The 25,541-nt window shown below is 73.1% G+C and carries 26 protein-coding genes; 18 read left to right on the top strand and 8 right to left on the bottom strand.

What is annotated here, in order from left to right; genetic code table 11:
* Positions 1 to 26 precede the first annotated feature (26 nt).
* From truB to OERS_RS17825, 5 genes are all read left to right on the top strand, one after another.
* Positions 27 to 989, top strand: coding sequence for a tRNA pseudouridine(55) synthase TruB (gene truB, locus OERS_RS17845; protein WP_068627436.1), 963 nt, complete (start codon positions 27 to 29; stop codon positions 987 to 989).
* A gap of 149 nt (positions 990 to 1,138) precedes the next feature.
* Positions 1,139 to 2,233 (top strand): bifunctional riboflavin kinase/FAD synthetase, encoded by a 1,095-nt coding sequence (locus OERS_RS17840; RefSeq protein WP_068627435.1) that lies wholly within the window; start codon positions 1,139 to 1,141, stop codon positions 2,231 to 2,233.
* Between the two features lie 23 nt (positions 2,234 to 2,256).
* Entirely contained in the window at positions 2,257 to 2,931 is a 675-nt protein-coding gene (locus OERS_RS17835; RefSeq protein ID WP_231907603.1) for an ABC transporter ATP-binding protein, read from the top strand.
* Between the two features lie 10 nt (positions 2,932 to 2,941).
* Entirely contained in the window at positions 2,942 to 4,654 is a 1,713-nt protein-coding gene (locus OERS_RS17830) for a DUF6297 family protein (RefSeq protein ID WP_068627433.1), read from the top strand.
* Positions 4,655 to 4,788: 134 nt separating this feature from the next.
* Positions 4,789 to 5,319 (top strand): flavodoxin family protein, encoded by a 531-nt coding sequence (locus OERS_RS17825; protein WP_068627432.1) that lies wholly within the window; start codon positions 4,789 to 4,791, stop codon positions 5,317 to 5,319.
* 34 nt (positions 5,320 to 5,353) lie between these two features.
* Here the strand turns inward: OERS_RS17825 and OERS_RS17820 are convergent, their stop codons facing one another.
* Both OERS_RS17820 and OERS_RS17815 read right to left on the bottom strand, forming a co-directional pair.
* Complete coding sequence (locus OERS_RS17820) at positions 5,354 to 6,076, bottom strand: ABC transporter ATP-binding protein (protein ID WP_068627431.1); 723 nt, start codon at positions 6,074 to 6,076, stop codon at positions 5,354 to 5,356.
* 89 nt (positions 6,077 to 6,165) lie between these two features.
* A complete protein-coding gene (locus OERS_RS17815; protein WP_068627430.1) occupies positions 6,166 to 7,275 on the bottom strand; it encodes an ABC transporter permease in 1,110 nt (369 codons plus the stop codon).
* Positions 7,276 to 7,464: 189 nt separating this feature from the next.
* On the opposite strand from OERS_RS17815, the gene OERS_RS17810 reads away from it, so the two are divergent.
* The 7 genes from OERS_RS17810 to OERS_RS17780 all read left to right on the top strand — a co-directional run bounded on the left by OERS_RS17810 (position 7,465) and on the right by OERS_RS17780 (position 15,026).
* The gene (locus OERS_RS17810; protein ID WP_211268513.1) at positions 7,465 to 8,829 is read left to right on the top strand and encodes a sensor histidine kinase; all 1,365 of its coding nucleotides are present in this window, start codon (positions 7,465 to 7,467) and stop codon (positions 8,827 to 8,829) included.
* A complete protein-coding gene (locus OERS_RS17805; RefSeq protein WP_068627428.1) occupies positions 8,826 to 9,479 on the top strand; it encodes a response regulator transcription factor in 654 nt (217 codons plus the stop codon). The genes OERS_RS17810 and OERS_RS17805 overlap by 4 nt, the downstream gene beginning before the upstream one ends.
* 134 nt (positions 9,480 to 9,613) lie before the next feature.
* On the top strand, positions 9,614 to 9,883 hold the full coding sequence (gene rpsO, locus OERS_RS17800; RefSeq protein ID WP_056648736.1) for a 30S ribosomal protein S15: 270 nt from the start codon (positions 9,614 to 9,616) through the stop codon (positions 9,881 to 9,883).
* Positions 9,884 to 10,106: 223 nt separating this feature from the next.
* Positions 10,107 to 12,335 (top strand): polyribonucleotide nucleotidyltransferase, encoded by a 2,229-nt coding sequence (locus OERS_RS17795; protein ID WP_068627427.1) that lies wholly within the window; start codon positions 10,107 to 10,109, stop codon positions 12,333 to 12,335.
* A 1-nt stretch (position 12,336) separates the two neighbouring features.
* A complete protein-coding gene (locus OERS_RS17790) occupies positions 12,337 to 13,662 on the top strand; it encodes a M16 family metallopeptidase (RefSeq protein ID WP_056648740.1) in 1,326 nt (441 codons plus the stop codon).
* 93 nt (positions 13,663 to 13,755) lie between these two features.
* Positions 13,756 to 14,565: a 4-hydroxy-tetrahydrodipicolinate reductase gene (gene dapB, locus OERS_RS17785; protein WP_082608715.1), complete on the top strand. Its 810-nt coding sequence runs from the start codon at positions 13,756 to 13,758 to the stop codon at positions 14,563 to 14,565.
* Entirely contained in the window at positions 14,562 to 15,026 is a 465-nt protein-coding gene (locus tag OERS_RS17780) for a hypothetical protein (protein WP_056762055.1), read from the top strand. Before dapB ends, OERS_RS17780 begins: the two co-directional genes overlap by 4 nt.
* A 13-nt stretch (positions 15,027 to 15,039) precedes the next feature.
* On the opposite strand, the gene OERS_RS17775 is transcribed toward OERS_RS17780, so the two are convergent.
* From OERS_RS17775 to OERS_RS17760, 4 genes are all read right to left on the bottom strand, one after another.
* Positions 15,040 to 15,549: a GNAT family N-acetyltransferase gene (locus tag OERS_RS17775; RefSeq protein ID WP_056762053.1), complete on the bottom strand. Its 510-nt coding sequence runs from the start codon at positions 15,547 to 15,549 to the stop codon at positions 15,040 to 15,042.
* A gap of 73 nt (positions 15,550 to 15,622) precedes the next feature.
* Positions 15,623 to 15,943, bottom strand: coding sequence for an AzlD domain-containing protein (locus tag OERS_RS17770; protein ID WP_056648748.1), 321 nt, complete (start codon positions 15,941 to 15,943; stop codon positions 15,623 to 15,625).
* Positions 15,943 to 16,773, bottom strand: coding sequence for an AzlC family ABC transporter permease (locus OERS_RS17765; protein ID WP_083201593.1), 831 nt, complete (start codon positions 16,771 to 16,773; stop codon positions 15,943 to 15,945). The genes OERS_RS17770 and OERS_RS17765 overlap by 1 nt, the downstream gene beginning before the upstream one ends.
* Positions 16,770 to 18,248 carry an NAD-dependent succinate-semialdehyde dehydrogenase gene (locus tag OERS_RS17760; protein WP_068627426.1) on the bottom strand — a complete coding sequence of 493 codons (1,479 nt, stop codon included), beginning with the start codon at positions 18,246 to 18,248 and terminating at the stop codon, positions 16,770 to 16,772. Before OERS_RS17760 ends, OERS_RS17765 begins: the two co-directional genes overlap by 4 nt.
* A gap of 189 nt (positions 18,249 to 18,437) precedes the next feature.
* Here OERS_RS17760 and dapA point away from each other — a divergent pair, with 189 nt between their 5' ends.
* Together dapA and OERS_RS17750 are read left to right on the top strand one after the other, a co-directional pair.
* The gene (dapA, locus tag OERS_RS17755) at positions 18,438 to 19,364 is read left to right on the top strand and encodes a 4-hydroxy-tetrahydrodipicolinate synthase (protein WP_068627438.1); all 927 of its coding nucleotides are present in this window, start codon (positions 18,438 to 18,440) and stop codon (positions 19,362 to 19,364) included.
* Positions 19,365 to 19,393: 29 nt separating this feature from the next.
* Entirely contained in the window at positions 19,394 to 21,079 is a 1,686-nt protein-coding gene (locus OERS_RS17750; RefSeq protein ID WP_056762045.1) for a ribonuclease J, read from the top strand.
* A 59-nt stretch (positions 21,080 to 21,138) separates the two neighbouring features.
* Here the strand turns inward: OERS_RS17750 and OERS_RS17745 are convergent, their stop codons facing one another.
* Positions 21,139 to 21,780 carry a TetR/AcrR family transcriptional regulator gene (locus OERS_RS17745; RefSeq protein ID WP_056648754.1) on the bottom strand — a complete coding sequence of 214 codons (642 nt, stop codon included), beginning with the start codon at positions 21,778 to 21,780 and terminating at the stop codon, positions 21,139 to 21,141.
* Between the two features lie 101 nt (positions 21,781 to 21,881).
* Here OERS_RS17745 and OERS_RS17740 point away from each other — a divergent pair, with 101 nt between their 5' ends.
* The 3 genes from OERS_RS17740 to OERS_RS17730 are packed head-to-tail and all read left to right on the top strand — an operon-like array spanning position 21,882 to position 23,258.
* Entirely contained in the window at positions 21,882 to 22,292 is a 411-nt protein-coding gene (locus tag OERS_RS17740) for a hypothetical protein (RefSeq protein ID WP_068627425.1), read from the top strand.
* Positions 22,293 to 22,340: 48 nt separating this feature from the next.
* Positions 22,341 to 22,706, top strand: a complete 366-nt coding sequence (locus OERS_RS17735; protein WP_139107927.1) for an Imm51 family immunity protein — start codon at positions 22,341 to 22,343, stop codon at positions 22,704 to 22,706.
* 12 nt (positions 22,707 to 22,718) lie between these two features.
* Positions 22,719 to 23,258, top strand: coding sequence for a hypothetical protein (locus OERS_RS17730; protein ID WP_139107926.1), 540 nt, complete (start codon positions 22,719 to 22,721; stop codon positions 23,256 to 23,258).
* 60 nt (positions 23,259 to 23,318) lie between these two features.
* Here the strand turns inward: OERS_RS17730 and OERS_RS17725 are convergent, their stop codons facing one another.
* Complete coding sequence (locus OERS_RS17725) at positions 23,319 to 24,278, bottom strand: MBL fold metallo-hydrolase (RefSeq protein WP_068627423.1); 960 nt, start codon at positions 24,276 to 24,278, stop codon at positions 23,319 to 23,321.
* A 431-nt stretch (positions 24,279 to 24,709) separates the two neighbouring features.
* Between OERS_RS17725 and OERS_RS17715 the strand changes: the two genes are divergently transcribed.
* Positions 24,710 to 25,541, top strand: an 832-nt coding sequence (locus OERS_RS17715; protein ID WP_248948727.1) for a DNA translocase FtsK 4TM domain-containing protein, incomplete at its 3' end; no start/stop codon positions are given.

Raw genomic sequence — 25,541 nt, 5'->3', positions numbered from 1 at the left:
TTCCCGAGGACCGAGGACCCCTCCCGATGACGCACGACCCGAAGCCTGTGCGCGAGCGCCGACCCACCGCCCCCGACGGCCTCGTGATCGTCGACAAGCCCCAGGGGCTCACGAGCCACGACGTGGTGGCCCGCCTGCGCCGTCTCGCGGGGACCCGCAAGGTGGGGCACGCGGGCACGCTCGACCCCATGGCCACGGGGGTCCTGGTCCTGGGGATCGGGCGCGCGACCAAGCTGCTGACGTACGTCGTGGGCGCGGACAAGGAGTACACCGCGACCATCCGTCTGGGTGCCGCGACGACGACCGACGACGCCGAGGGCGAGACCACCTCGCGCGCTGACGCCTCGGCCGTGACGCGCGAGGCGATCGAAGCGGGGGTCGCGCTCCTGTCCGGTCCCATCGAGCAGGTGCCGAGCTCGGTGTCCGCGATCAAGGTCGACGGTCAGCGCGCGTACGCGCTCGTGCGCTCGGGCGAGCAGGTCGAGCTCAAGGCACGCCCCGTGACGATCTCGCGCTTCGACGTCCACGAGGTGCGACCGGTCGCGGCCACGGAGCCGGACGACCTTCCCGCGCTCGACGTGGACGTCACGGTCGTGTGCTCGTCGGGCACCTACATCCGTGCCCTCGCCCGCGACCTGGGCGCGGACCTCGGTGTCGGGGGGCACCTCACGGCTCTGCGCCGCACGCGCGTGGGCGGCTACGCGCTCGACGGCGCCTCGACGCTCTCCGAGCTCGAGGCGCAGGTCGAGCGCGACGGCGTGCTCGTGACGCTCCCGCTCGCGGACGCCGCTCGCGCCACGTTCCCCGTGCGCGACCTGACGCCCGAGGAGCGCGACGCGCTGTCCTACGGCAAGTGGGTCGACCCGTCGCCCCAGGACACCACGACGGCCGCGATCGGCGACGACGGGTCGCTCGTCGCGCTGCTCGAGAACGTGGTGCGCGAGGGCAAGCACAAGGCCAAGCCCGTGATCGTGTTCGCCCCGGCGTGAGCCCGGGCAGGTCCGAGGGGTGACCGTCCACCGTTTCGATGGGGAACACCCGGGCGAGACGTGGCAATCTTGACCAGGCGCGCCGTGGGTGCGCGCCGTCGTCGGGCCTCCTGAGCGAGCCCGCCTCACACACATCTCGAGGAGTACGCGTGCACCTGTGGACGGACCTGGACCAGGTTCCGCCGGGATTCGGACCGTCGGTCGTGACGATCGGCAACTTCGACGGCGTCCACCGCGGCCATGCCGAGGTGCTCGGCCGCATCGTGTCCCTCGCCCGGGAGTCGGGCTCCCAGGCCGTGGCCGTGACGTTCCACCCGCACCCCGCGACGGTCCACCGGCCCGAGCAGGCGCCCGAGCTCCTGACCGGGATCGCCGACCGCATGGAGCTCCTCGAGGCCACGGGCCTCGACGCCGTGCTGCTGGTCGAGTACACGCTCGACTTCGCGCGCCAGAGCCCTGAGGAGTTCGTGCGGACCTACCTGGTCGACGGGCTGGGGGCGCGGACGGTCGTCGTGGGTCACGACGTGCGGTTCGGGCGCGACAACGCGGGCAACCTCGCCACCATGATCGAGCTCGGCCGGACGCACGGCTTCGAGGTCCGGGCGATCGACGACGTCGGGACCGTCGGGGGCGGGACCGGGCGCGCGACCACCTCCGACGCGGCTGCCTCGCCAGGAGGGGGCGCGGTGCCCAGCGGGCGCTGGTCCTCGACCGAGATCCGCGGCCTGCTCACGGACGGCAAGGTCCGCGAGGCCGCGGCGCTGCTCGGGCGTCACCACCGCCTGCGCGGCGTGGTGATCCACGGCGACGCGCGCGGGCGCGAGCTCGGGTTCCCCACGGCCAACCTCGGTGCGATCAGCGGCATGGTCCCGGCCGACGGCGTGTACGCGGGCTGGCTGCGTCGTCCCCAGCTCCTCGCGGCGGACCCGGGGAACTGCGACGGCGTGCTGCCCGCGGCCATCTCGATCGGCACCAACCCCACGTTCGACGGCGTCGAGCGCCGCGTCGAGGCCTACGTCCTGGACCGCACCGACCTCGACCTGTACGACGAGGAGGTCGTCCTGGAGTTCGTCGAGCACCTGCGCCCCACGTTGCGCTTCGACGGGATCGACGCGCTCGTGAGGACCATGCACGACGACGTCGCGCGAGCCCGCGTGATCCTCGCCTCGGGCGCGGGGACGCCTGCGGGTACGTCCGTTGGGCCCAGCAGGCCCGAAGCGTCCGCGACCGGGTCGGGGGAGTAGTCGTGTCGGTCAAGAAGCAACCCGTGCTCGAGACCCGGGCCCTGCGCGTCGGGTACGCCGAGGCGCCCGTGTGCGCGCCCGTCGACCTGGCCGTCCGGCCGGGCGAGCTGTGGGCGATCATCGGGCCCAACGGCAGCGGCAAGTCGACGCTCCTGCGTGCGCTCCTGGGGGTGCTCGCACCCCTGTCCGGCAAGGTGCTGGCGTTCGGGCGGGACGTCGACGAGCGCGAGCGCGACTTCCGCGCCAAGGTCGTCGGGATCCTCGACGACGACGCCTACTTCCCGGGGCTCACGGCGCGCGAGCACCTGGTGCTGACCGCGCGCGGTCACGGCGTGGCGGGTGCGGGGGAGGTCGTGGACCAGCTCCTCGACCGGTTCGGCCTCGCGGCGCAGTCCGGGGCGATGCCGACCGAGCTGTCCTCGGGGCAGCGGCGGCGCCTCCTGCTCGCGGCCGGGTTCGCCCGCCCCCGCGAGGTCCTCGTGCTCGACGAGCCCGAGCAGCGCCTCGACCCGGGCATGCGCGCCGACCTGGCCCGGATCCTGGTCGAGGAGGCCGGGCGCGGGGCTGCCGTCGTGTTCGCGACGCACGACCCCGAGCTGGTCGAACGCACCGGTGCGCGCGGACTCCTGGTCGGCGACGACGAGTGCCTGCGCCTGGGGCACCAGGCGGCGCTCGACGCGCTCGCCCGGGTCCGTTGAGGAGCGGGCGATGAACGCGGCGCAGGGCAGGGGCAAGAAGCGCCCGCACGGCCCGAGGAAGGGACCCCACGACGTGGCGGCTGTGGCGCCCGTGGCGGCCGCGGCCGCCGCCCCGGGGGGCCCAGCGGCGCCCGAGCCCGTGACGCCTGAGCCTGAGGTCGAGCGGGCTCCGTTGCCGCTGCTCGTCGCGGACCCGGACGAGGAGTTCTCGGGGCGGGAGATCCGGCGCCTGACCGCACGCGTCACGGCCTCGCGGGCCGACGCGGGTCCCGGTGAGCTGCTCGGGAACATCGCCTACGTCGTGGTGTCGATCGTGATCTCGATCGGCTTCGTGATCGGCGCGGCGAACGTGCTCCGCGAGACGATCTTCGTCGAGCCCGCGGGCGGCCGGGACGCGGTCCTGACGGCCGCCACGATCCAGGCGCTCGGCTCGGTCGCTCTCCTGGCGCTCATGACGGGCATGGCCGTGCGGCTCGGACCGCTGGGGACGGGCAGCGCGGGCGTGCGGTGGTGGGTGCCGATGCCCGTCGACCGGCGTGGTCTGCTCACCCCGTCGTACTGGCGCGGCGTCGCGGTGGCGCTCGTCGTGGGAGCTGGCGGGTTCGCGGTCGTGGCGCTGGCCTCGGGCGCGGACCCGGCCGTGGCAGGGCGCAGCGCGGCCCTGGGGGCAGCGGCGGGGCTGCTGCTCGTGGGGCTCGCAGGACTGATCCAGCCACGGACACCCGTCGCGGCCAGGGTCGCTCGCGTGAGCGACGTGGTGCTCGCGGCGGTCCCTGTCGCGGGTGTCGTGCTCGTCGCGGCCGGTTGGTCCGACCTGCGCGAGCTCACGATCCCCGCCTGGGTGATCGGTGCGCTCGGGCTGGGCGCGCTCGCCCTCGTGGTCGTGTGGTGGCGCCGGCTCGAGGTGCTCGGCGCCCAGGTGCTGCGTGCGCAGAGCGCGGTGGCCGACCAGGCGGGCGGCGCGATCCTCTCTCTCGACACCCGCGAGCTGGGGCGCGCCCTGAGCCGGGCCGGGTCGACGCGCGGCGGCAGGGTCCGCAGGCCCTCGCGCTTCGCGCTCGTCAGGGGGCCGGTCTCGGCGCTCGTCGCGGCCGACCTCACGCTCCTGCGCCGCAGCCCGTCGGCCCTCGCTCAGCTCGTCGGCCTCACGGCCCTGGTGATCGTCGCCCAGCAGGTGCCCGCGTTCACGGGCGGGTTCGGGCTGTTCGTGCTGCTGGTCGTCGCGGGCTTCCGCGCCGCGCAGCTCGGCGCGGAGGGCGCGCGCACCGCGGAGATGGTGCCCGTGCTCGACGCGATGATCCCGTTGTCCGCGCGCGACGCCCGGCTGGCACGGACCGTCGCGCCCTCCCTCACCGCGCTCGTGGCCCTCGTGGTCGGGACCGTACCGCTCGTGCTGACCACGCGTGAACCGCTCTGGTTCGCGCTCGTGGCCGTGGTCGCGGTCGGCATGGGCGCAGCCGCGATCCGCAGCGCCTACCGCAAGCCGCCCAACTGGTCCGGCCCGCTCATGGCCACCCCTGCCGGAGCGCTCCCGACGGGTGCGGCCTCGATGTTCGCGCAAGGACCCGACGCGGCCGTCCTCGGCGCGATCCCGCTCGGCATCTGCCTGCTCGTGGGCACGCCCACGCCGGCGCTCATCGCGTTCCAGGGGATCGCGGTGTGGATCGCCTTGGCCGTGGCGTCGCACGTGCGGGCGACGGGGGCCAAGCCGCTGCTCGGCTGACCGCGTCGGCCCGAGTCGGACGGGGTCTGACCGCGTCCCGAACCGGGTCCAAGGACCCCTGCCGTCCGGACCAAAGGTCCTGGCGGCGGTGGTGCTCCGCAGGCAGCCTGGAACTGACGACAGGAGTCGGAGCCATGGAAGCAGTCGTGATCTACGAGTCGATGTTCGGGAACACCGCCGAGATCGCGCGGGCGGTGGCGGGAGGCCTGTCCGAGCAGCTGGACGTGCGGACTGTCGAGGTCTCCTCGAGGACACCGGGCGACGACGTCCTGGGGGCTGACCTGATCGTCATCGGTGGTCCCACGCACGCGTTCGGCATGTCGCGGCTCGCCTCGCGCGAGGAGGCTGCCGGTCGACGGCCCGGGAACCCGACGGTCGAACGGGGAATCCGCGAGTGGCTCGACGCGCTCGCGGACGATACCTCCGGACGGTTCGGCGCGACGTTCGACACGCGTGTGAAGGCCGTCAAGCACCTACCGGGCAGCGCTGCCCGCGCGGCCGACCGGGTGGCCCGCCGACACGGTCTGTCGCCTGCCGACTCGCCGCACTCGTTCTACGTCGAGGGCATGGAGGGGCCGCTGTGCCCGGGCGAGGTCGAGCGCGCTCGCGAGTGGGGGCGCGAGCTCGGTCGGACGGCGTTGCTCGCGCGGCAGAGCACTTCCTGACACGCCTCTCCCGGGCGGCGGGACGCTGCGTCCCTCAGGCCCGCGCCACCGCAGCCTCGCCAGCCCCCACGAGCCGCCCGTCCGCCAGGTGCACGCGCGCGTCGACCGTGTCGAGCGTCGCCTCGTCGTGGGTCACGACGATGGTCGCGGCACCGGTCTCGCGGGTCAGCCGCGTGACGAGCTCGATGATCTGGACGCCGCGCGCGTGGTCGAGCGCCGACGTGGGCTCGTCGACCAGCAGGACCTCGGGGTGGTTCATGAGGGCGCGGGCGATCGCGACGCGCTGACGCTGACCACCCGAGAGCTGGCCGGGCCGCTTGGCGGCCACGTCGCGGAGCCCGACGGCGTCGAGCAGCTCGAGCGCCCGGTCGCGGTGCGCCGAGGGCCGCTCGCCGCGCAGGTGGCTCATGAGCTCGAGGTTCTCGAGCGCCGTGAGCGACGCGATGAGCTGCGGCTGCTGGAACACGATCCCGATCCGGTCGCGCCGCAGCCGCGCCGCGTCCGAGGACACGGCCGAACCGGCCGCGGCCCCGCCGGCGGGGGCGTTGACGACGTCGTCGCCGATGCGCACCTGGCCCGCGGTCGGGGTCGTGAGCGTCGCGGCCACGGCGAGCAGGCTCGACTTGCCCGAGCCCGACGGGCCGAGCACCGCGGTCGTGGTCCCGGCGGGGACGGTCAGGGAGACGTCGTCGACCGCGGTGACGGTCGACTCGCCGTCGGGGTAGACGAGCGTGACGTGGTCGAGGGTGAGGTCCATGGTGTGCCTTTCAGGAGCGAGCTTTCAGGAACGAGGCGCGGGGGGGAGTCGTCGCGAGCTGCCGCAGGAGCGGCCAGCGGGCAGGCGCCTCAGCGGGCCGCGAGCGCCGCGTGCGGGTCGATGCGCGTGATCCGGATGATCGCCGCGACGGCACCGACCGTCCCGAGGACCACGAGGATGAGCGCGGGCAGGAGCGTCGTGGCGGGGGAGACGACGACGGGCATGACCTGGGCGGCGAGCGCCCCTGCCCCGGCCGCGAGCGCGGTCCCGACACCGACGCCGAGCACGAGCAGGACGAGCGCCTGGCCGATCGCGTCGCGCAGCAGGTAGGAGGTCGAGGCGCCGAGCGCCTTGAGCACCGCGACGTCGCCGGCCCGGTTGATGGTCCAGACCGTGAAGAACGCGCCCACGACGAGGGCCGAGATCGCGAGCAGGAAGCCCTGCATCATGGTGAGCGACATGTTCTCGGCCGAGAACGAGCTGACCGCGGCGCGTGCGCCCATCGGGGTCAGGGTCGCGGTGCCGGTCTCGGTCTCGCCCGCGGTGAGCGCGGAGCCGCTCGGGTCCCCGGTGATCGCGACGACCGTCGCGACCTCGTCACCGGAGGCTCCGCCGCCGCGCGCCCCGACGGTCTGCCAGTCGGACAGGTCCATCCAGACGACGGGAGTGTGCGAGAAGTCGGCCTGGGTGTCGAGCACGCCCGCGACCGTCAGGGTCAGCGAGCCCAGGGCGAGCTGGTCGCCCTCCTGGGCTCCCAGGTCGTCTGCCGCGCCGCTCGACAGCAGCACGGTCCCGGGGGCGGCCTCGGCGTCGTCGGGCACGAGGCCCGAGCCCGCGCGCGAGCCGAACGCGGTGACGGCCGCGGTGGTGCCGGCCTCGCCGTCCGCGCCCGCGGTGACCGACGCGCGCGTCGTGGCGATGCCCAGGGGCTCGGCCGAGTCGACGCCGTCGACCGCGGCCCAGGCGTCCCACTGCGTGGCGTCGACCTGGGACTCGGTGAAGGACGGCTTCGCATCCCCGGTCACGGTGAACGCGAGCTGGTCGACCGGGAGGTCGGTGATGCCCGACGTGCTCGCGCGGGCCAGGCCCGCGGTCAGCGAGGCCAGGAAGCCCACGAGGAACGTGATGAGGACGATGACGGTGGACATGAGGACGAAGCGTCCCCGGGCGAAGCGCAGGTCGCGCAGCGCGACGAACATCAAGAGCCTCCGGTGGTCGGCGTGGATTCGATCTGCGTCCAGCCTCCCGCCGTCGGGCCCCGCGCGGATCGGGCCCGTGGACGGTCTCCGGTGGCCGCAGGGTGGGTCCGAGGATCAACCTTTCGATGGATCGCCCGCGGCACGTCGCACCCGCCACGTCGCTAGGGTGGCGATGTGAAGCCTCGCGCCGTGATCTCCGCAGCCCTCGGGCTCCAGATCGCGCTCGACGTGCTCCTCGTGGCCCTCGTGGGGCTCGCGGTCGGGTCCCGCTGGGCCGAGGCCCTGAGCACCGGGGGGCTGGACGCCGGGGCGTGGTGCGCGCTCGCGTGCGGTCTGGCGCTCCTGGCCGTGTACGGCGTCGGGCGCTCGCGGATCAACGTGCGCGATACCGCGGTCGACGCACCGCGCGGCGCCTGGTGGCCGACGGGAGCGTGGGTCGCGGCCCTGATCGTGGGGTGGGCCCTCCTGCTGCTCCTGACCCCGGTCGCGCTGTGGATCGCGTTCCCCCTCATGTTCCTCGAGATGCACGTGCTCGGTCCGCGTCGAGGGATCCTGGCCGTGGCCGCGACGACGGCGTGCGCGATCGGCGGTGCGATCCTGGGCGGGCAGCAGCTCGTGGGCTCGATCCTGGGCCCGACGTTCGGTGGCCTCGTCGCGATCGCCGTCGTGCTCGGCTTCGAGACGATCGTGCGCGAGTCGCAGGGACGCCAGGAGCTCATCGACGACCTGGTCCGCACGCGCGCGGACCTCGCGGCGTCCGAGCGCGAGGCCGCGGTCGCGACCGAGCGCGAACGCCTCGCGCGCGAGATCCACGACACGCTCGCGCAGGGCTTCTCCTCGATCGAGCTGCTGCTGCGCGCCGCGGACGCGTCGCTCGAGGAGGTCGTGGCGCCGGGGGCGTTCGCCCCGGGAGCCTCCGGCCCGACGGCGGCCCGCGCCGCCCGCGGGTACGTCACCCAGTCCCGGCTCGCCGCGCAGCAGAACCTGGCCGAGGCGAGGCGCTTCGTGCGTGACCTGGCGCCCGCCGACCTGGAGTCCGCGACGCTCGTGGGTGCGCTCGAGCGGGTCGCCGACCGCACGGCGCTCGCAGCCGGGGGAGGGCTGACCGTCACGGTCGAGTCCTCGGGGCAGGCCCGCCCGCTGCCCGTGCCGGTCGAGACCGCGCTGCTGCGCATCGCGCAGTCCGCGCTCGCGAACGTCGTCCAGCACGCGGGGGCCTCGCGGGCCGCGGTCACGCTGAGCTTCCTCGGCGACGCCGTGGCGCTCGACGTGGTCGACGACGGTCACGGGTTCGACCCGCGCCGGGTCGCGGCCGCCCGACGGGCCACCGCCGCGCCGGACCCGACCCGGGACGCGCGCTCCGCCGTCGGGCAGGAGGGCAGCGAACCGGGCGCGGCTGCCGGAGGTGTCCCCGCGACCCGCTCGGGCTTCGGCCTGACGGCGATGCGCTCGCGCGTCGCCGAGCTCGGCGGGACCTTCTCGCTCGAGACCTCGCCCGGCGAGGGGACCGCGCTCGCGGTCCACCTCCCGCTCGACCCCCAGGAGCCTCGGTGACGACCGGACCAGAAGGATCGGCGACCATCCGCGTCGTGCTGACCGACGACCACCCCGTGGTCCGGGCGGGCCTGCGGGCCGTCGTCGACGCCGAGGGCGACATGGAGGTCGTCGACGAGCTGGCCACGGCCGAGGAGCTCGTGCGCCGCGTGGGGGCGGGGCTCGAGGCCGACGTCGTGCTGCTCGACCTGCGGTTCGGCGACGGGCGCATGGGCGGCGCGCAGGCCGCGCGCGAGGTCGTCCGCCTGGGCGGTCCGCCCGTGCTGATCCTCACGACCTACGACTCCGACCAGGAGATCCTCGCCGCGATCGAGGCCGGGGCCACGGGCTACCTGCTCAAGGACGCCCCGACCGACGAGCTGACCGCCGCGATCCGCGCGGCCGCGGCTGGGCAGGTCGCGCTCGGGCCCAGCGTGCAGCGGCGTCTGCTCGGGCGCATGCGCGCCCCCGGCGTCTCGCTCTCGCTGCGCGAGCTCGAGGTGCTCGGGCTCGTGTCCCAGGGCCTGTCCAACGACGAGGTGGCGCGTGAGCTGTTCCTGTCGAAGGCGACCGTCAAGTCGCACCTGGTGCACGTGTACGAGAAGCTGGGCGTCGACTCGCGCACGGCTGCCGTGGCCGAGGCGCGGCGGCAAGGGCTGCTGCGCGACTGAGGTCGGGACCGTCCCCGAGCCAACCCTGCTAGACTATGGGCGCCGTCAGAACGGCCGCGGAGGCTGGTCAGCCTGCCGAAGAGCCCAGGGATCTAGCCCTGAGGCGCCGCGCAACGAACACTACAAGGAGAGCCGTGCCCCTCGACACTGCCACCAAGCAGCGCATCATGACCGAGTTCGCCACGAGCGAGGGCGACACCGGTTCGCCCGAGGTCCAGGTCGCGATGCTGACGCAGCGCATCAAGGACCTCACCGAGCACCTCAAGGAGCACAAGCACGACCACCACAGCCGTCGTGGCCTGCTTCTCCTCGTCGGCCAGCGTCGCCGTCTCCTCGGCTACCTGCAGAAGGTCGACATCAACCGCTACCGCAGCCTCATCGAGCGCCTCGGTCTGCGTCGCTGACACTCCCTGACTCAGCCCGGTCCCACCTGGGACCGGGCTGGTCCGGTGTGATGTACCCGTAAGAAACCCACGCCGCCAGCCTTTCGTTCGGTCCTCGGTAGTGGCCCCCGGAACCCGCCTCGAGTGGGAAGACCGTGAGCCTCGATCGAAGACCGCCGAGCGTCGAGTGGATGCACCCTCGACAGGCACCGAAGGCGGCACTTCGAGAGTGAGGAGGGCACCCGTGGAGGGTCCCGAGATCGAATTCACCGAAGCAACGATCGACAACGGTCGCTTCGGAACCCGTACCGTCCGGTTCGAGACCGGACGCCTCGCGCGTCAGGCCGGTGGCTCTGCAGCCGCCTACCTGGACGGCGAGACCATGCTGCTGTCGACCACGACGGCCGGCAAGCACCCCAAGGACCAGTTCGACTTCTTCCCCCTGACGGTGGACGTCGAGGAGCGGCAGTACGCCGCCGGCAAGATCCCCGGTTCGTTCTTCCGTCGTGAGGGTCGCCCCTCGACCGAGGCGATCCTGGCCTGCCGCCTGATCGATCGCCCGCTGCGCCCCCTGTTCGTCAAGGGCCTGCGCAACGAGGTCCAGGTCGTCATCACCGTGCTCGCGATCCACCCGGACGACGCGTACGACACCCTGGCCATCAACGCCGCGTCGATCTCGACGCAGCTGTCCGGCCTGCCGTTCTCCGGCCCGATCGGCGCCGTCCGCGTCGCCCTGATCGACGGCCAGTGGGTCGCGTTCCCCAAGTACTCCGACAAGGAGCGCGCCGTCTTCGACATGGTCGTCGCCGGCCGTGTCGTGGGTGACGACGTCGCGATCACCATGGTCGAGGCCGAGGCCACCGAGGGTTCCTGGAACCTCATCAAGAACGAGGGCGTCGGCGCCCCGACCGAAGAGGTCGTCGCCGAGGGCCTCGAGGCCGCCAAGCCCTTCATCCGCGTGCTCGTCGAGGCGCAGCAGGAGCTCGCGGCCAAGGCCGCCAAGCCCGTGCAGGACTTCCCGACGTTCCCGGACTACCAGGACGACACCTACGCCGCGGTCGAGGCCGCCGCGTCGGCGCGCCTGGGCGAGGCTCTGAGCATCGCCGACAAGCAGGACCGCGAGAACCGTCTCGACGAGATCAAGGCCGAGGTCCAGGCCGAGCTCGCCGGTGACTTCGCGGGCCGCGAGAAGGAGATCTCCGCCGCGTACCGCGCGGTGCAGAAGAAGCTCATCCGCGCGCGCATCCTCACGGACGGCTTCCGCATCGACGGCCGTGGGCTCGCGGACATCCGCACCCTGTCCGCCGAGGTCGAGGTCCTGCCCCGCGTCCACGGCTCGGCGATCTTCGAGCGCGGCGAGACCCAGATCCTGGGTGTCACCACGCTGAACATGCTCCGCATGGAGCAGCAGCTCGACACGCTCTCCCCGGAGACGCGCAAGCGCTACATGCACAACTACAACTTCCCGCCCTACTCGACCGGCGAGACCGGCCGCGTGGGCAGCCCGAAGCGTCGCGAGATCGGGCACGGCGCCCTCGCCGAGCGCGCGATCGTCCCGGTGCTCCCGAGCCGCGAGGAGTTCCCTTACGCGATCCGTCAGGTCTCCGAGGCCCTCGGGTCCAACGGCTCGACCTCGATGGGCTCCGTGTGCGCCTCGACCCTCTCGCTCCTCAACGCCGGTGTGCCGCTGCGCGCAGCGGTCGCGGGCATCGCGATGGGCCTCGTCTCCGACACCGTCGACGGTGAGACCCGCTACGCGGCGCTCACCGACATCCTCGGCGCCGAGGACGCGTTCGGCGACATGGACTTCAAGGTCGCCGGTACGCGTGAGTTCATCACGGCCATCCAGCTCGACACCAAGCTCGACGGCATCCCCGCCTCGGTCCTGGCCGGCGCGCTGACCCAGGCCCGCGACGCGCGCCTGACCATCCTCGAGGTCCTCAACGAGGCCATCGACGTGCCCGACGAGATGAGCCCCAACGCTCCTCGCGTCATCGCGGTCAAGGTCCCCGTGGACAAGATCGGCGAGGTCATCGGCCCCAAGGGCAAGATGATCAACCAGATCCAGGAGGAGACGGGCGCGGACATCTCCATCGAGGACGACGGCACCGTGTACATCGGTGCCACCGACGGCCCCTCTGCAGAGGCCGCCCGCGCGGCGATCAACGCGATCGCCAACCCGCACGTCCCCGAGATCGGCGAGCGCTTCGTCGGCACGGTCGTCAAGACCACGTCGTTCGGCGCCTTCATCTCGCTGTCCCCGGGCAAGGACGGTCTGCTGCACATCAGCCAGATCCGCAAGCTCGTCGGTGGCAAGCGCGTGGAGAACGTCGAGGACGTGCTGTCCATCGGCCAGAAGGTCCAGGTCGAGATCGGCGAGATCGACCCGCGCGGCAAGCTGTCGCTGCACGCGGTCGTCGAGGAGACCGACGCGCCCGCCGACGCCGAGGCACCTGCCGGGGACGACGCCTGACGTGCCCTGGAACCTTCCGCTCGTCCCCTCGGGCTCGCCCGAGGGTGAGCTGACCGCCGGGCAGGACGGGGCGACCATCCGTCGCTCCGTCCTGCCCGGCGGGGTTCGGGTCCTCACCGAGTCGATGCCGGGCCTGCGCTCGGCGACCGTCGGAGCATGGGTCGGCGTCGGCTCGCGCGACGAGACCGACGGTCACTTCGGCTCCACGCACTTCCTCGAGCACCTGCTCTTCAAGGGAACTGCACGCCGGTCCGCGATGGACATCGCCGAGGCGTTCGACGCCGTCGGCGGTGAGGCCAACGCCGCGACGGGCAAGGAGCACACCTGCTACTACGCTCGCGTGCTCGACTCCGACCTGCCGATGGCCGTGGACGTCATCACCGACATGGTGACCTCCGCACGCCTCGACGAGGACGAGCTCGAGACCGAGCGAGGCGTGATCCTCGAAGAGCTCGCGATGAACGACGACGACCCCTCGGACGTCGTGCACGAGGAGTTCGCGCAGGCCGTCCTGGCCGGGCACCCCCTGGGGCGCCCGATCGGCGGCACGCCGGACACCATCAACGCCGTGCCGCGCAGCGCCGTCTGGGAGCACTACCAGTGGCACTACCGCCCGGAGACGCTCGTCGTCGCCGCGGCCGGTGGCGTCGACCACGACACGCTGTGCGAGCAGGTCGCGACCGCGCTCACGACCGGTGGCTGGGACCTCGACCCTGCTGGCACCCCCCGCGCGCGCCGCGACAACGCGGACGTGCAGGGCGTGGGGACGGAGGCCGTCGAGCTCACGATCCGCCGGACCGTCGAGCAGGCCAACGTCATCATCGGTGGCACGGGCCTGTCCGCGACCGACGACCGCCGCTTCACGCTCTCGGTGCTCAGCGCCGTGCTCGGTGGCGGCATGAGCTCGCGGCTCTTCCAGGAGATCCGCGAGAAGCGTGGGCTCGCGTACTCGACGTACTCGTTCGCGTCGGGTCACGGCGGGATCGGCACGTTCGGCCTGTACGCAGGCTGCGCGCCCTCCAAGGTCGACCAGGTCACCGAGCTCATGACGAGCGAGCTCGAGAAGCTCGCCGAGTCGGGTATCACGGCGGCCGAGCTCGACCGGAGCATCGGTCAGCTCTCGGGCGGACTGGTGCTGGGGCTCGAGGACTCGGGCTCGCGCATGAGCCGCCTGGGCAAGTCGGAGCTCGTGTTCGGCGAGCTGCTGAGCGTGGCCGAGTCGCTCGAACGGATCCGTTCCGTGACGTCCGACGACGTGCGCAAGCTCGCGGAGGAGCTCGCCTCCCGCCCGCGCTCGACCGTGCGCGTGGGTCCCTTCGGAGACTGAGTCTCGACAGGTGACGTCAGGAGGGCCGGTGCGCATCACGCGCACCGGCCCTCCTCGCGTTGCGGCTAGGGTTGTCGGGTGACTTCGAACGACGTGACCCCAGGCCAGAGCGCTCCCCAGTCCACCCCGCAGCCCGCAGGCTCGACGCCCCTCAAGGTCGCCGTCCTGGGCGCGGCCGGGCGCATGGGGGCCACGGTGTGCGCGGCGGTCGAGGCCGCACCGGACATGGAGCTGGTCGCGCGCATCGACGCCGGGGACGACCTGGCACAGGTCGCGGCGGCCGGGGCCCAGGTCGCGGTCGACTTCACGGTCCCCTCGGTCACCGAGGACAACGTGCACGCGCTGATCGACCTCGGGGTCCACGCGGTCGTGGGCACCACGGGCTGGACCGACGAGAGCCGGGGTCGGCTCATCGCGCACCTGGGACGCCGGGCCGCCGAGGGCACGAGCGTGGGCGTGCTCATCGCCCCGAACTTCGGCCTGTCCGCGGTCCTGGCCATGACGTTCGCGGCCAAGGCCGCACGCTACTTCGAGTCGGCCGAGGTCATCGAGCTGCACCACCCGAACAAGGTCGACGCGCCCAGCGGCACGGCCACGCACACGGCCCACGCGATCGCCCGCTCGCGCGCGGCGGCGGGCCTGGGGGCGAGCCCCGACGCGACCGAGTCGGGCTGGGAGGCGCGCGGTGCCGACGTCGACGGGGTCCGGGTGCACGCGGTGCGCCTGCGCGGCCTGGTCGCGCACGAGGAGATCCTCTTCGGCAACGAGGGCGAGCAGCTGATCATCCGCCAGGACTCGTTCGACCGGGTGTCGTTCATGCCGGGCGTCCTGCTCGGCATCCGCGAGGTCGTCTCGCGCCCGGGCCTGACCGTCGGGCTCGAGAACGTCATGGACCTCTCGTGAGGAACCGCAAGGGCCTGATCGGTGCTGTGGTCGTCACGGCCCTGCTCGCGATCTACGTGTGGGCGATCCTGGGCCGTGCCCGGGGGCTCGTGAGCACAGGCGAGCCGGTGGGGATCGCGATCGGGATCGGCGTCCTGCTCATCCCGCTGCTCGTGATCGGCCTCATCGCGTGGGAGTTCTGGCTCGCCGTCACGGTCCAGAAGATGGCCGACGAGCTGGCGGCCGCGGACGAGCTGCCCGTCGACGACCTGCCGCGTTCGCCGGGCGGCCGCATCGACCGTGCCGCGGCGGACGCCGCGTTCGAGGAGCACCGCGCCCGCGCCGAGGAGCACCCCGACGACTGGCGCTCCTGGTACCACGTGGCCTTCGCGTACGACGCGTCGGGGGACCGCAAGCGGGCCCGCGCCATGCTGCGCAAGGCCGCGGGCATGTACCGCGCCGAGCGCAAGGCCCCGCGCTAGTCTGAGGCGCGCCTCAGATCGACGCGCTCCACCGGTGCTCGACGACGTCGCGCAGGCCCGTGGCCAGCGTGCGGGTGCGGTGGTCGGGTCCCAGGCCCGCTCCACCGAGGAACTGCTCGCGCGCGGAGTCGCCGTCGAGGATCCAGGCCACGACCTCTTCCGAGCCGTCCTGACGCAACCTGTCGACGGCCGCGGACAGGAGCCGCGACCCGTGCCCGGACCGCTGGTGGGACGGCTGTACCTCGAGCGCGACGAGCTGGCCGGGGGAGACGGCCGCGAAGCCGACGATCCGGTCCGCGGCGAGGGCGACGAGCACCGCGAAGCCCGGACCGGGCGGGGCTGAGACCGCCCCTGCCCACTGCTCCTGCATCCGGGGGACGTCGAGCGCGTCGATCACCGCCGCGCCCAGCACGTCGCCGTGCGCGGACCGCCAGGACTCGATCTGGATCGCGGTGACCGCGACCTCGTCACCGGGGACCGCCGGACGGACCGAGACGTCTGCCGCCTCGCTGAAGAGAGCCATTCGCCAGACCCTACCGGAGCGGGGCGCCCGGCCGCGGCGAGCGGCCCGGCGGGCTCGTCGACGCGCCTCGCCGTCAGGGGAACCCGAGCGCCCGCAGCCCAGCGGCGGTCGCGGCCGCGAGCACCACGACGAGCAGGAACGGGGCCCTCAGGGCGAGCGCGACGGCCGCGACGCCGAGCGCCGGCAGCCGGGCGTCGATCGCGATGCCCTGCCCGTCCCCGACGGTCTGGACCGCGACGAGCGCCGCGAGCAGGGACGCCGTGACCAGGGCCGCGGTGCGAGAGACGCGGTCGGACGCGAGCCAGTGCTCGGGGATGAGGTGCCCGGCGAGCTTGAGGCCCAGGCACACGAGCGAGGCGGCGACCACGGTGGCCCACAGGGCGGCGTCGGACATCAGGGCTCCTCGGTGCGGTCGGACGGGCCACCCGGGCGACCCACGTCACCCGGGTCATCCGGGTCGGACGAGCCGGGCGTCTGCTCGCCGCCGCCGTCCTGCGGGACGTTCGCTGCGCCGTCGGGCACGTACTCCGTGACGGTGACGGGCTGGCGGGGCTGACGCGCGACCTGGCCGATCACGATCGCCACGGCCCCCGCGGCCAGGACGGGGATGCCCGGCGGGACGAACGGGAGCAGCGCGACCGCGACGACCACGGCCAGTGCCGCGGTGAGCTGCATGACGCGGCTCGCGAGGCGGGGCCACAGGAGCGCGAGGAAGGCCGCCCCGGCCGCGGCGTCGAGCCCCCAGGCCTTGGGGTCGCCCATGGCGTCGCCCGCGAGCGCCCCGACCAGCGTGAGCAGGTTCCAGACGACGAAGATGCCGATCCCGGTCCACCAGAACCCCGCGCGCAACGCGGCGCGGCTCTTCTGGGCCGTGGCCACGGCGGTCGACTCGTCGATCGTGAGATGGGCCGCGAGCACCCGTCGCCAGCCGTGCAGCGCGAGCAGCGGCGAGAGCTGGGCGCCGTAGAGGGTGTTGCGCAGGCCGAGCAGCCCCGCCGTGGTGATCGCCGCGCCCGAGGTGCCGCCCGAGGCCACGACCCCGATGAGCGCGAACTGCGAGCCGCCCGAGAACAGGAGCAGGCTCAGCACCATGGTCTGCGCGAGGTCCAGTCCCGCGACGACCGAGAGGGCCCCGAACGAGATGCCGTAGAGCCCGGTGGCGATCGAGACGGACACGGCCTGCCGGACGGCGGCGCGTACCTCGAAGCGGTCCTCAGGGGTCACAGCGCGACGTACACGGTCTCGAGGTACTCCTCGAGGCCCGCCTCGCCGCCCTCGCGGCCCAGACCGGACTGCTTCATGCCGCCGAACGGCGCGCTCGCGTCGGACACGAGCCCCCTGTTGATCCCGATCATCCCGGCCTCGACCTCCTCGCCGACCCGCATCGCGCGCGCCAGGTCGCGCGTGTAGGCGTAGGCCGCGAGGCCGTACTCGGTGTCGTTGGCCAGCGCGATGCCCTCGTCGTCGTCGGCGAAAGCGACGATCGGCGCGACCGGACCGAAGATCTCCTCGGCGACCACGCGCGAGCCCGCGTCGACCCCGGTGAGGACCGTGGGGGAGTAGAAGTGGCCGGGCGAACGAGGCCGGTCCCCGCCCGTGAGCACCTGGGCACCCTCGTCGGACGCGACCGCCACCAGCTCGTCCACGTGCTCGACCGCCTTGCGCTCGATGAGCGGCCCGACCTGGACGCCCTCCTCGCTGCCCGGCCCGACGCGCAGCTCCCCGAACGCCCGGGCGAGGCGCTGGCCGAAGTCGCGTGCGACGGCGTCGTGCACCAGGAAGCGGTTGGCCGCCACGCAGCTCTGGCCCGTGTTGCGGAGCTTGGCGACCAGGGCGCCCTCGACCGCGGCGTCGAGGTCGGCGTCCTCGAAGACGAGGAACGGTGCGTTGCCGCCGAGCTCCATCGAGGTCCGCAGGACCTGGTCGGCGGCGCCCTTCAGGAGGGTGCGGCCCACGCCCGTGGATCCCGTGAAGGAGAGCTTGCGCAGGCGGGGGTCCGCGAGCAGGGGCGTGGTCACCTCGGCGGCCGACGACGTCGGCACGACGTTGACCACGCCCGTCGGCAGTCCGCGGTCCTCCAAGTGCCCGCGGATGATCTCGGCGACCAGCGAGGTCGTGAGCGGGGTCAGGTGCGCGGGCTTGATCACGACCGTGCAGCCCGCGGCGAGCGCCGGGCCGATCTTGCGCGTGGCCATGGCGATGGGGAAGTTCCACGGCGTGATGAGCAGCGCGGGGCCCACCGGGCGCCGCGAAACGAGCTGCCGGTTGGCCCCGCTCGGGGCCGTGCGGACCAGGCCGTCGGTGCGCACGGCCTGCTCGGCGTACCAGCGCAGGAACTCGGCGCCGTACACGACCTCGGCCCGGGCCTCGGCGAGCGGCTTACCGCACTCGGCCGTGATGAGCGCCGCGATGTCGTCGGCGCGAGCCGTGAGCGTCGCGAAGACGGCCCGGAGCAGCTCGGAGCGCTCGCGCGGCGCGACGGCGCGCCAGGCCGGGGCCGCGGCGTGCGCGGCCTCCAGGGCGCGCAGGCCGTCGGCGGGGCTCGCGTCCGAGACGTCGAACAGGACCTCCTCGGTCGCCGGGTCCGCGACCTCGAACGTCCGTCCGGCCTCGGCCGGCCCCCACTGGCCACCGATCAGCAGCCCGGTCGGCAGGTGCGAGACCAGGGCGGGGGACAGGGCGTTCGTGGCGGGCGACATGCTTCGAGTATCACGCGACCGGCGCGGGTTCGCATCGACTCCTCACGACCGCGCGGTCGGGCACCCCCGCTCGGTCGGTCGGCCGGGCCGTGCAACGTCGAGGCGACCGACGCTCGGCGACGCGGCGCACCGAGTCCGCACGCGTGGACCGACACGCCGTTTCGGCCTCGCGCGCGGTAGTTTGTGCACATGGCACTTCCCCCCACGCAGGCGCGACCGTTCGGCGCCGTCCTGACCGCGATGGTCACCCCGATGACCCTCGCCGGAGAGATCGATCTCGACGCAGCGGTCAAGGTCGCCAAGCACCTCGTGGACAACGGGAACGACGGGATCGTCCTGAGCGGGACCACGGGGGAGTCTCCCACGACGCACGCACCGGAGAAGGCCGAGCTCATCCGCGCGGTCGTCGACGCGGTCGGGGACCGCGCGCACGTCGTGGCCGGGGCCGGCTCGAACGACACCCAGCACGCCGTCCGCATGGCCGAGCAGGCCGCGGAGGCCGGTGCGCACGGGCTCCTCGTCGTGAGCCCCTATTACTCCCGCCCCTCCCAGGAAGGGCTGTACCGCCACATCACGGCCGTCGCCGACGCGACGCCGCTGCCCGTCATGGTCTACGACGTCCCGGGCCGCTCGGGCGTTCGCATCGCCCCGGCCACGATCGAGCGCCTCGCGGCGCACGAGCGCATCGTCGCGAACAAGGACGCGACGGGCGACGTCTACACCGCGGCCAAGCTCATCGAGTCGACCGGCCTCGCCTGGTACTGCGGGGACGACGCCATGCTGCTGCCGTTCCTCGCGCACGGCGCGTCCGGCATCGTCTCCGTGGCGGCGCACGTGGTCGGCTCGCGCTTCGCCCAGGTCGTCGCGGCGTTCGACGCCGGTGACAACGCGGCGGCCCTCGCGGCCTTCCGTTCCGTCACCCCCACGATCGACGCCATCAACGGAGCGGGCTTCCAGGCCGTCATGGCCAAGGCTGCGCTCCAGCTCCTCGGAGTCACCGAGAACCGATACCTCAGGCTGCCGTACGTCGCAGCCACGGACGACGAGGTCGCCGTCGTCCGCGCCGGTCTGGAGGCCTCCGGCCTGCTGGACCCGGTGACCCCGCGGCCACGCTGAACAAGCTGAACAACAAGCCAGGAGGCCCCGTGAGCCACCCTCACCCCGAACTGTCCCTACCCCCCGCTCTGCAGACCGGCGCTCTGCGCATCGTCGCCCTCGGCGGACTGGGCGAGATCGGGCGCAACATGGCCGTCCTCGAGTACGACGGACGTCTGCTCGTCATCGACTGCGGCGTCCTCTTCCCTGAGGACAACCAGCCCGGCGTGGACCTCATCCTGCCGGACTTCGACTACATCAAGGACCGCCTCGACGACATCGAGGCGATCATCCTGACCCATGGGCACGAGGATCACATCGGTGCCGTGCCCTACCTGCTGCGCCTGCGCCGCGACATCCCCCTCGTGGGTTCGCAGCTCACGCTCGCGTTCATCTCGGCCAAGCTCAAGGAGCACCGCATCGCCCCCGTGACCCGCGTGGTCAAGGAGGACGAGACGGTCGCGTTCGGTCCGTTCAGCTGCGAGTTCGTCGCGGTCAACCACTCGATCCCGGACGCGCTCGCGGTCGCGGTCACCACGGGCGCGGGCACGGTCCTGCACACGGGTGACTTCAAGATGGACCAGCTCCCGCTCGACGGCCGCGTCACGGACCTGCGCGCGTTCGCGCGCCTGGGCGAGAAGGGCGTCGACCTGTTCATGGTCGACTCGACCAACGCCGAGGTCCCGGGCTTCGTGACCCCCGAGGTCGAGATCGGCCCCGTCCTGGACAGCGTGTTCGGTGCGTCCGACAAGCGGATCATCGTCGCGTCGTTCTCCTCGCACGTGCACCGCGTCCAGCAGGTCCTCAACGCTGCGCACAACCACGGTCGCCGCGTCGCGCTCGTCGGACGCTCGATGGTCCGCAACATGGGCATCGCGGCCGAGCTCGGCTACCTCAAGGTGCCGGACGGCGTCCTGATCGACCTCAAGAAGGTCGACTCGCTGCGGGACGACGAGGTCGTGCTCATGTGCACCGGCTCGCAGGGCGAGCCCATGGCCGCGCTGTCGCGCATGGCGAACGGCGACCACAAGGTCTCGGTCGGCCACGGCGACACCGTGATCCTCGCCTCGTCGCTCATCCCGGGCAACGAGAACGCTGTCTTCCGCATCATCAACGGCCTGACGCGCCTCGGTGCGCGCGTCGTGCACGGCGGCAACGCCAAGGTGCACGTCTCGGGCCACGCGAGCGCGGGCGAGCTCATCTACTGCTACAACATCCTGCGGCCCAAGAACGTCATGCCGGTGCACGGCGAGGTCCGTCACCTCGTGGCCAACGGTGCGCTCGCGGTCAAGACGGGCGTGCCCGCCGACCGCGTGATCCTCGCGGAGGACGGCGTGGTCGTCGACCTCGTCGACGGAAAGGCCTCGGTTGTGGGCGCCGTCCCGTGCGGCTACGTGTACGTCGACGGGTCGAGCGTCGGGGAGCTCACGGACGCCGAGCTCAAGGACCGTCAGATCCTCGGCGAGGAGGGCTTCATCTCCTTGTTCGCCGTGGTCGACTCCGCGACGGGCAAGGTCATCGCGGGCCCGCACATCCTGGCGCGCGGCTTCGCCGAGGACGACGCGGTGTTCGAGGACGTCCGTCCCCAGGTCGTGCAGGCCCTCGAGGACTCGATCGCGGGAGGTGCCACGGACGTGCACCAGCTCCAGCAGGTCATGCGCCGTGTGGTTGGGCGCTGGGTCTCCAACCGCCTGCGTCGCCGTCCGATGATCGTCCCGGTCGTCGTCGAGGCGTAGTCGCCTGATCGTCCGAGGGGCCCGTCCTCCCGCTCTGCGGGAGGGCGGGCCCCTCGTCGTCAGGGGGCAGAGAGGGAGGGAGCGGCCCGCAGCAACGGTGGCCCGACGGCGAGGATCGCCTGCTCGTAGCGCCTCGCCGACGTCTCGGGACCCCCGGGCAGCAGACCACCGAGCTCGAGGCTCACGAGTCCGTGGACGAGGCCCCACAGGACCAACGAGGCCTCCTCGACGGCAGCCTGCAGGGCCTGCCGGGGCGGCGGGGTGCTGCTGCCCTCCCGTGAGGCGGCCTCGAGCACCCGCGCCACCGCCTGCCGCAGGACGTCGAACGTCGGCTCGGCGACGGCTGGGATCGCGCCTCCGGCGGTTGCGGGGCCCTCGAACATCACGCGGTAGAAGTGGGGGTCGGCCAGCGCGCTGGTCCGGTAGGCGAGGCCCAGGGTCAGGAGGTCGTCGGTCGGCGAGCCGGTCGTCGGTGCGGAACCCAGGTGCACCGCGAAGCGCCGGAAGCCCTCGACGCTCACCGCGGCGACCAGCTCCTCGCGGCTGCCGAAGAGGGCGTAGACCGCGGACGCGCTGGTCCCCGCGGCCTGTGCGACCCCACGGACCGTGACCGCCGACTCGCCGTGCTCGGAGATCTGCTGCGAGGCGACGTCGAGCAGGGACGCGCGCAGGGAGTCGTCGTGAAGTCGGGGTCTGGCCACGGACAGGAGTCTAGAACTCTTGACGCGGGTTTGCGAACGGTGTTCTATAACAGTGTTCGTAAATTCCGCCGAGCCCGCTCGGCCGACCAGGGGAGGCCCTCGTGCTCGAGCTCACCGACGCCGTCCGCATCACTGCCGGGATCGTGCTCCTGACGATCGTCGGGATCGAGTCCGGCGGGTACTTCCTCGTCAAGGTCGTCACGGGCAAGGTTCCGGCCACGCCCTTCCAGACCTCGTTCTTCCGGGCGGGGCACGCGCACGCGGGGGTGCTCGTGATCCTGGGACTGCTCTGCCTGCTCCTCAGCCAGGCGACCGCGCTCACTGGTTTCTGGAACTGGGTCGCGGGGGTGGGTGTCCTCGTCGGGGCGATCCTGCTGCCCGGCGGGTTCTTCCTGTCCGCGACCGGTGCGGGGCGTCAGGCGCCCAACCGGTGGGTCGTGCTGCTGCCTGCCGGGGCGATCGCCGTCGCCGCAGGGGTCGTGACGCTCGGGGTGGGTCTGCTGGTCGCGTAGGTCCTCGGGTCGGTGCTCGTGTCGGTGCGGGTCGCTAGCATCGCGGCCATGGCAACCTCAGCAGACTTCTCCGGCCTCGCTCCCGTCCTCCTGGTGACCCACGACTCGAGCTCGAGCATCATCTACTCGCCCGGCGGTCCCGAGTACCTCCAGCACAAGGACGCGCTCGAGCGGCACGGCGTCGAGGGGTCGGGGTACGACTTCTCGGGGGCGCTCCAGGCCGTGCTCACGGACGAGTCTCCCGAGACCCTCGAGGCGGTCGGGTTCGACCCGGAGGGCGGCATGGTGAGCGTCTACGGCACCGACCTGGACGCGCTCCTGGTCGCGGCCCGGCACCTGTCGCGGATCATCGCCGACGACGCGGCGCTGGATGCGGCCCTCACCCGGTCGGTCGCGCTCGGCCTCGACGACTGACGGGCCGTCGTCGTGGCCGACCAGCTCTCCCTGACCGGGGTGCCGGCCCTCGGCGCGGTGTCGGTCGACCTGCTCGACGCGTACCGCTTCGAGGACGGCGAGGGGTTCCCGCCCTCCTACCGTCGGCTCGTGAGCCGTGCCGGGTTCTGCCGCCTGTTCGGCCTCTGGCTCGTGTACCCGCCGGCGCGTGACGGGTACGCCGACGGGTGGCAGCACCGCGCCGCGCACCTCACCGACCGCTTCCGTGCGACCTACCAGGACGGTCAGGCCGAGGGGTTCGACTGGATGGTCGAGCCCGACGGGGACTGGCCGGTCGCCCGGCGGCTCGTCGTCTTCGCGTTCAGCGAGAACGGCGACGCGCTGCTCTGGGACCCGTCGACGCGGACGGACGGCGAGCTCGCGGTCTGGTGCAGCACCGGTCTCGACGCGCTCACCCTCCTGGGGTCCTCGCTGACCGACGCGCTGCCGCGGGTGAGGGAGCTCAGCGGGCCGTTCGCCGAGCGGGCGCCGGCCGACCTCGAGTGCCTGACCCCGGCGCGGACGGACGGCTGACCGGCGTCGCGGGAGTCGCAGGCGTGGTGCCCGGCCGTGCTCGGGTGGGTCCTGGGAGCACTACGCCGACCGCGCCCGGCGCAGGTGGGCGAGCTGCCTGCGGTGCTCGCCCACGACCCACTCGCCCGTGACGCGGGGGTCGCCGGTGACGCGGAGGTCGTCCGAGGCGCCGGTGTCGTCCGTGTCGTCGCCGGCGGCCACCTCCAGGTCGTCGAGGTAGGTCCGGTCCGCCCCGAACCGCTCCCAGATCGCGTCGCTGCCCGTGCACACGTGCCCGTGACCCGGGACGAGGGTGTGCACGCCGTGCTCGGAGATCGCGTGCTCGAGCGCATCGAGGCCCGCGCGGTAGTCGCCCAGGGGATCGGGTGACTCGAGGTCCAGGAGCGGGACCTCGAGGTCCGAGAGCATGTCACCCACGACGATCACGCCCGCGCCCGGCAGGACCAGGGCGCCGTGTCCGGGTGCGTGCGCCTGGTGCTCGACCACGAGCACGACCGGCTCGCCCGCCCCCGGACCGCCGTGGGCAGTCGTCGCCGTGCCCGACGCCGTCGTGCCCCCTGGCGCGGCGGGCCACGGCAGCCGGACCGTGCCGGACGAGGCGCCCACGGTCGAGGAGTCCGCTGCGGTCGAGGGGAGGGGCGTGAGCCGACCGAACAGCGCGAGGTCGTGCCCGGGCGCCTCTCGCTCGACCTTCGTCAGGTCCTCGGCGAGGCTGCGCTCCTGGGCGCGGACCGCCGTCGGGCAGGCCCACCGCGGGACGTCGCCCAGCGAGCGGGACCACAGCACGTGGTCCCAGTGCGGGTGCGTCGAGAAACCCGCTGTGACCCGCCAGCCCCGGCGCGAGAGCGCGGTCGCGAGCGACTCGACCTCCTCGACCGTGATGCCCGGGTCCACGACGAGGGCGCGCCCGTCCGGGGACACGACGACCGTCGTGATGCTCGTCCAGATCTCGGCGGTCGCGACGTGGACGCCGTCGGCGATCTCGTGCAGCTCGCGGGGGGCCAGGGGAGTGGAGGTCATGCTCCGATCCTGCCCCCGGTGCGCGGCGGACGGCGAGCGCGGGGCGGGTGAGCCTGCCAGGGAACGTGCACGTCACATGACACGCACGCCCCAGGTGCGCGCTCGAACACCCGTGCGCAGGTACCGTGGTGCCTACTATGGCGACCCGGACGTCCACCTCGGCGAAACGGCCCGCGACCTCCCGCAAGAAGACCACGGCACGTGGTTCGACGGCCAGGAGATCGGGGGGCCCTACGAGCGCGTCACGCGCTCCGACGGGTTCGCAGGCGGGTCGTCGACCCGCCCCCTGGCCGGTCCGCGCGGTGCGCGGGCTGTGGCTGGGATGTGCGCACGCGGTCGGCGCGGTCGCACGCAGTATCGGTAAGGGAGCAAGAGAGCTGGACCCCTCACATCGGCGCGACGGCGTCGCGTTCCTCCTCCTGGCGCTCGCCGTGATCGTCGCGGCCCGTGAGTGGTGGGGGATCTCCGGCGCGTTCGGCACCGCGGTGCACGCGGTCGCCGCAGGAGTCTTCGGCGTGGCCGCGGTCGCCCTGCCGGTCCTCCTCGTGTGGCTCGCGGTCCGGATCATGCGTCATCCCGAGCGCTCCCAGGCGAACTCGCGCGTCGCGATCGGCCTGACCTTCATCGTGGTCTCGGTCTGCTCGCTCGTGCACATCGCCGAGGACCTGCCCGCCCCCCGTGACGGCTTCGCGGCCGTCCAGGACGCGGGCGGCGTGATCGGCTACCTCTTCGCGACGCCGGTGCAGACCGGGCTCACGCACTGGTTCGCGGTGCCGCTCTTCCTGCTCTTCGGGTTCTTCGGGATCCTCGTGGTCACCGCGACCCCGGTGCACGCGATCCCCAGCCGCCTGCGCGGCATCTACGACCGCCTGACGGGCAACCACCACGAGGGCGAGGACGGCACCGACCCGGACGGCCTCCAGCTGGCCGACGGCGTCTCGCGCCACGACGGGACCGACGAGACCGCGCCGCGCAAGAAGCGCACCGGGCGCACCCGCAAGACCAAGGCCGAGCGGGACGCGGACACCGCCGAGCGCGAGCGGCTCGACGGCGGCTACGTCGGCGACGAGGCGTTCGAGCGTGCGGCGATGCTCGAGGCCGAGGAGGAGGCCGCGCGCAAGACGGCCCGCTCCCGCCGGGCCGCGGCCGCGGCCGCCGCGCCCCCCGACGCTCACGAGGACTTCGGCGACCTGCCCACCCAGGTGATCCCCGCCGTCGAGCCGCTCGCGCTCGGCCGTGTCCGCGTCCCGCGCGGCCTTGGTT

The sequence above is a fragment of the Oerskovia enterophila genome, assembly GCF_001692445.1.
In the GTDB taxonomy this organism is placed as follows: domain Bacteria; phylum Actinomycetota; class Actinomycetes; order Actinomycetales; family Cellulomonadaceae; genus Oerskovia; species Oerskovia enterophila.
The sequence above is the reverse complement of the archived record's forward strand: the minus strand, read 5'-3'. Positions and strand labels throughout refer to the sequence as shown.

Excerpts from the sequence above, each read along its gene's own strand:
- OERS_RS17725 (WP_068627423.1), bottom strand. The coding sequence starts at position 24,278 with ATGACCTCCACTCCCCTGGCCCCCCGCGAGCTGCACGAGATCGCCGAC.
- OERS_RS17830 (WP_068627433.1), top strand. The coding sequence starts at position 2,942 with ATGAACGCGGCGCAGGGCAGGGGCAAGAAGCGCCCGCACGGCCCGAGG.
- dapA (WP_068627438.1), top strand. The coding sequence starts at position 18,438 with ATGGCACTTCCCCCCACGCAGGCGCGACCGTTCGGCGCCGTCCTGACC.
- OERS_RS17760 (WP_068627426.1), bottom strand. The coding sequence starts at position 18,248 with ATGTCGCCCGCCACGAACGCCCTGTCCCCCGCCCTGGTCTCGCACCTG.
- OERS_RS17825 (WP_068627432.1), top strand. The coding sequence starts at position 4,789 with ATGGAAGCAGTCGTGATCTACGAGTCGATGTTCGGGAACACCGCCGAG.
- OERS_RS17815 (WP_068627430.1), bottom strand. The coding sequence starts at position 7,275 with ATGTTCGTCGCGCTGCGCGACCTGCGCTTCGCCCGGGGACGCTTCGTC.
- OERS_RS17820 (WP_068627431.1), bottom strand. The coding sequence starts at position 6,076 with ATGGACCTCACCCTCGACCACGTCACGCTCGTCTACCCCGACGGCGAG.
- OERS_RS17770 (WP_056648748.1), bottom strand. The coding sequence starts at position 15,943 with ATGTCCGACGCCGCCCTGTGGGCCACCGTGGTCGCCGCCTCGCTCGTG.
- OERS_RS17775 (WP_056762053.1), bottom strand. The coding sequence starts at position 15,549 with ATGGCTCTCTTCAGCGAGGCGGCAGACGTCTCGGTCCGTCCGGCGGTC.
- OERS_RS17735 (WP_139107927.1), top strand. The coding sequence starts at position 22,341 with ATGGCAACCTCAGCAGACTTCTCCGGCCTCGCTCCCGTCCTCCTGGTG.
- truB (WP_068627436.1), top strand. The coding sequence starts at position 27 with ATGACGCACGACCCGAAGCCTGTGCGCGAGCGCCGACCCACCGCCCCC.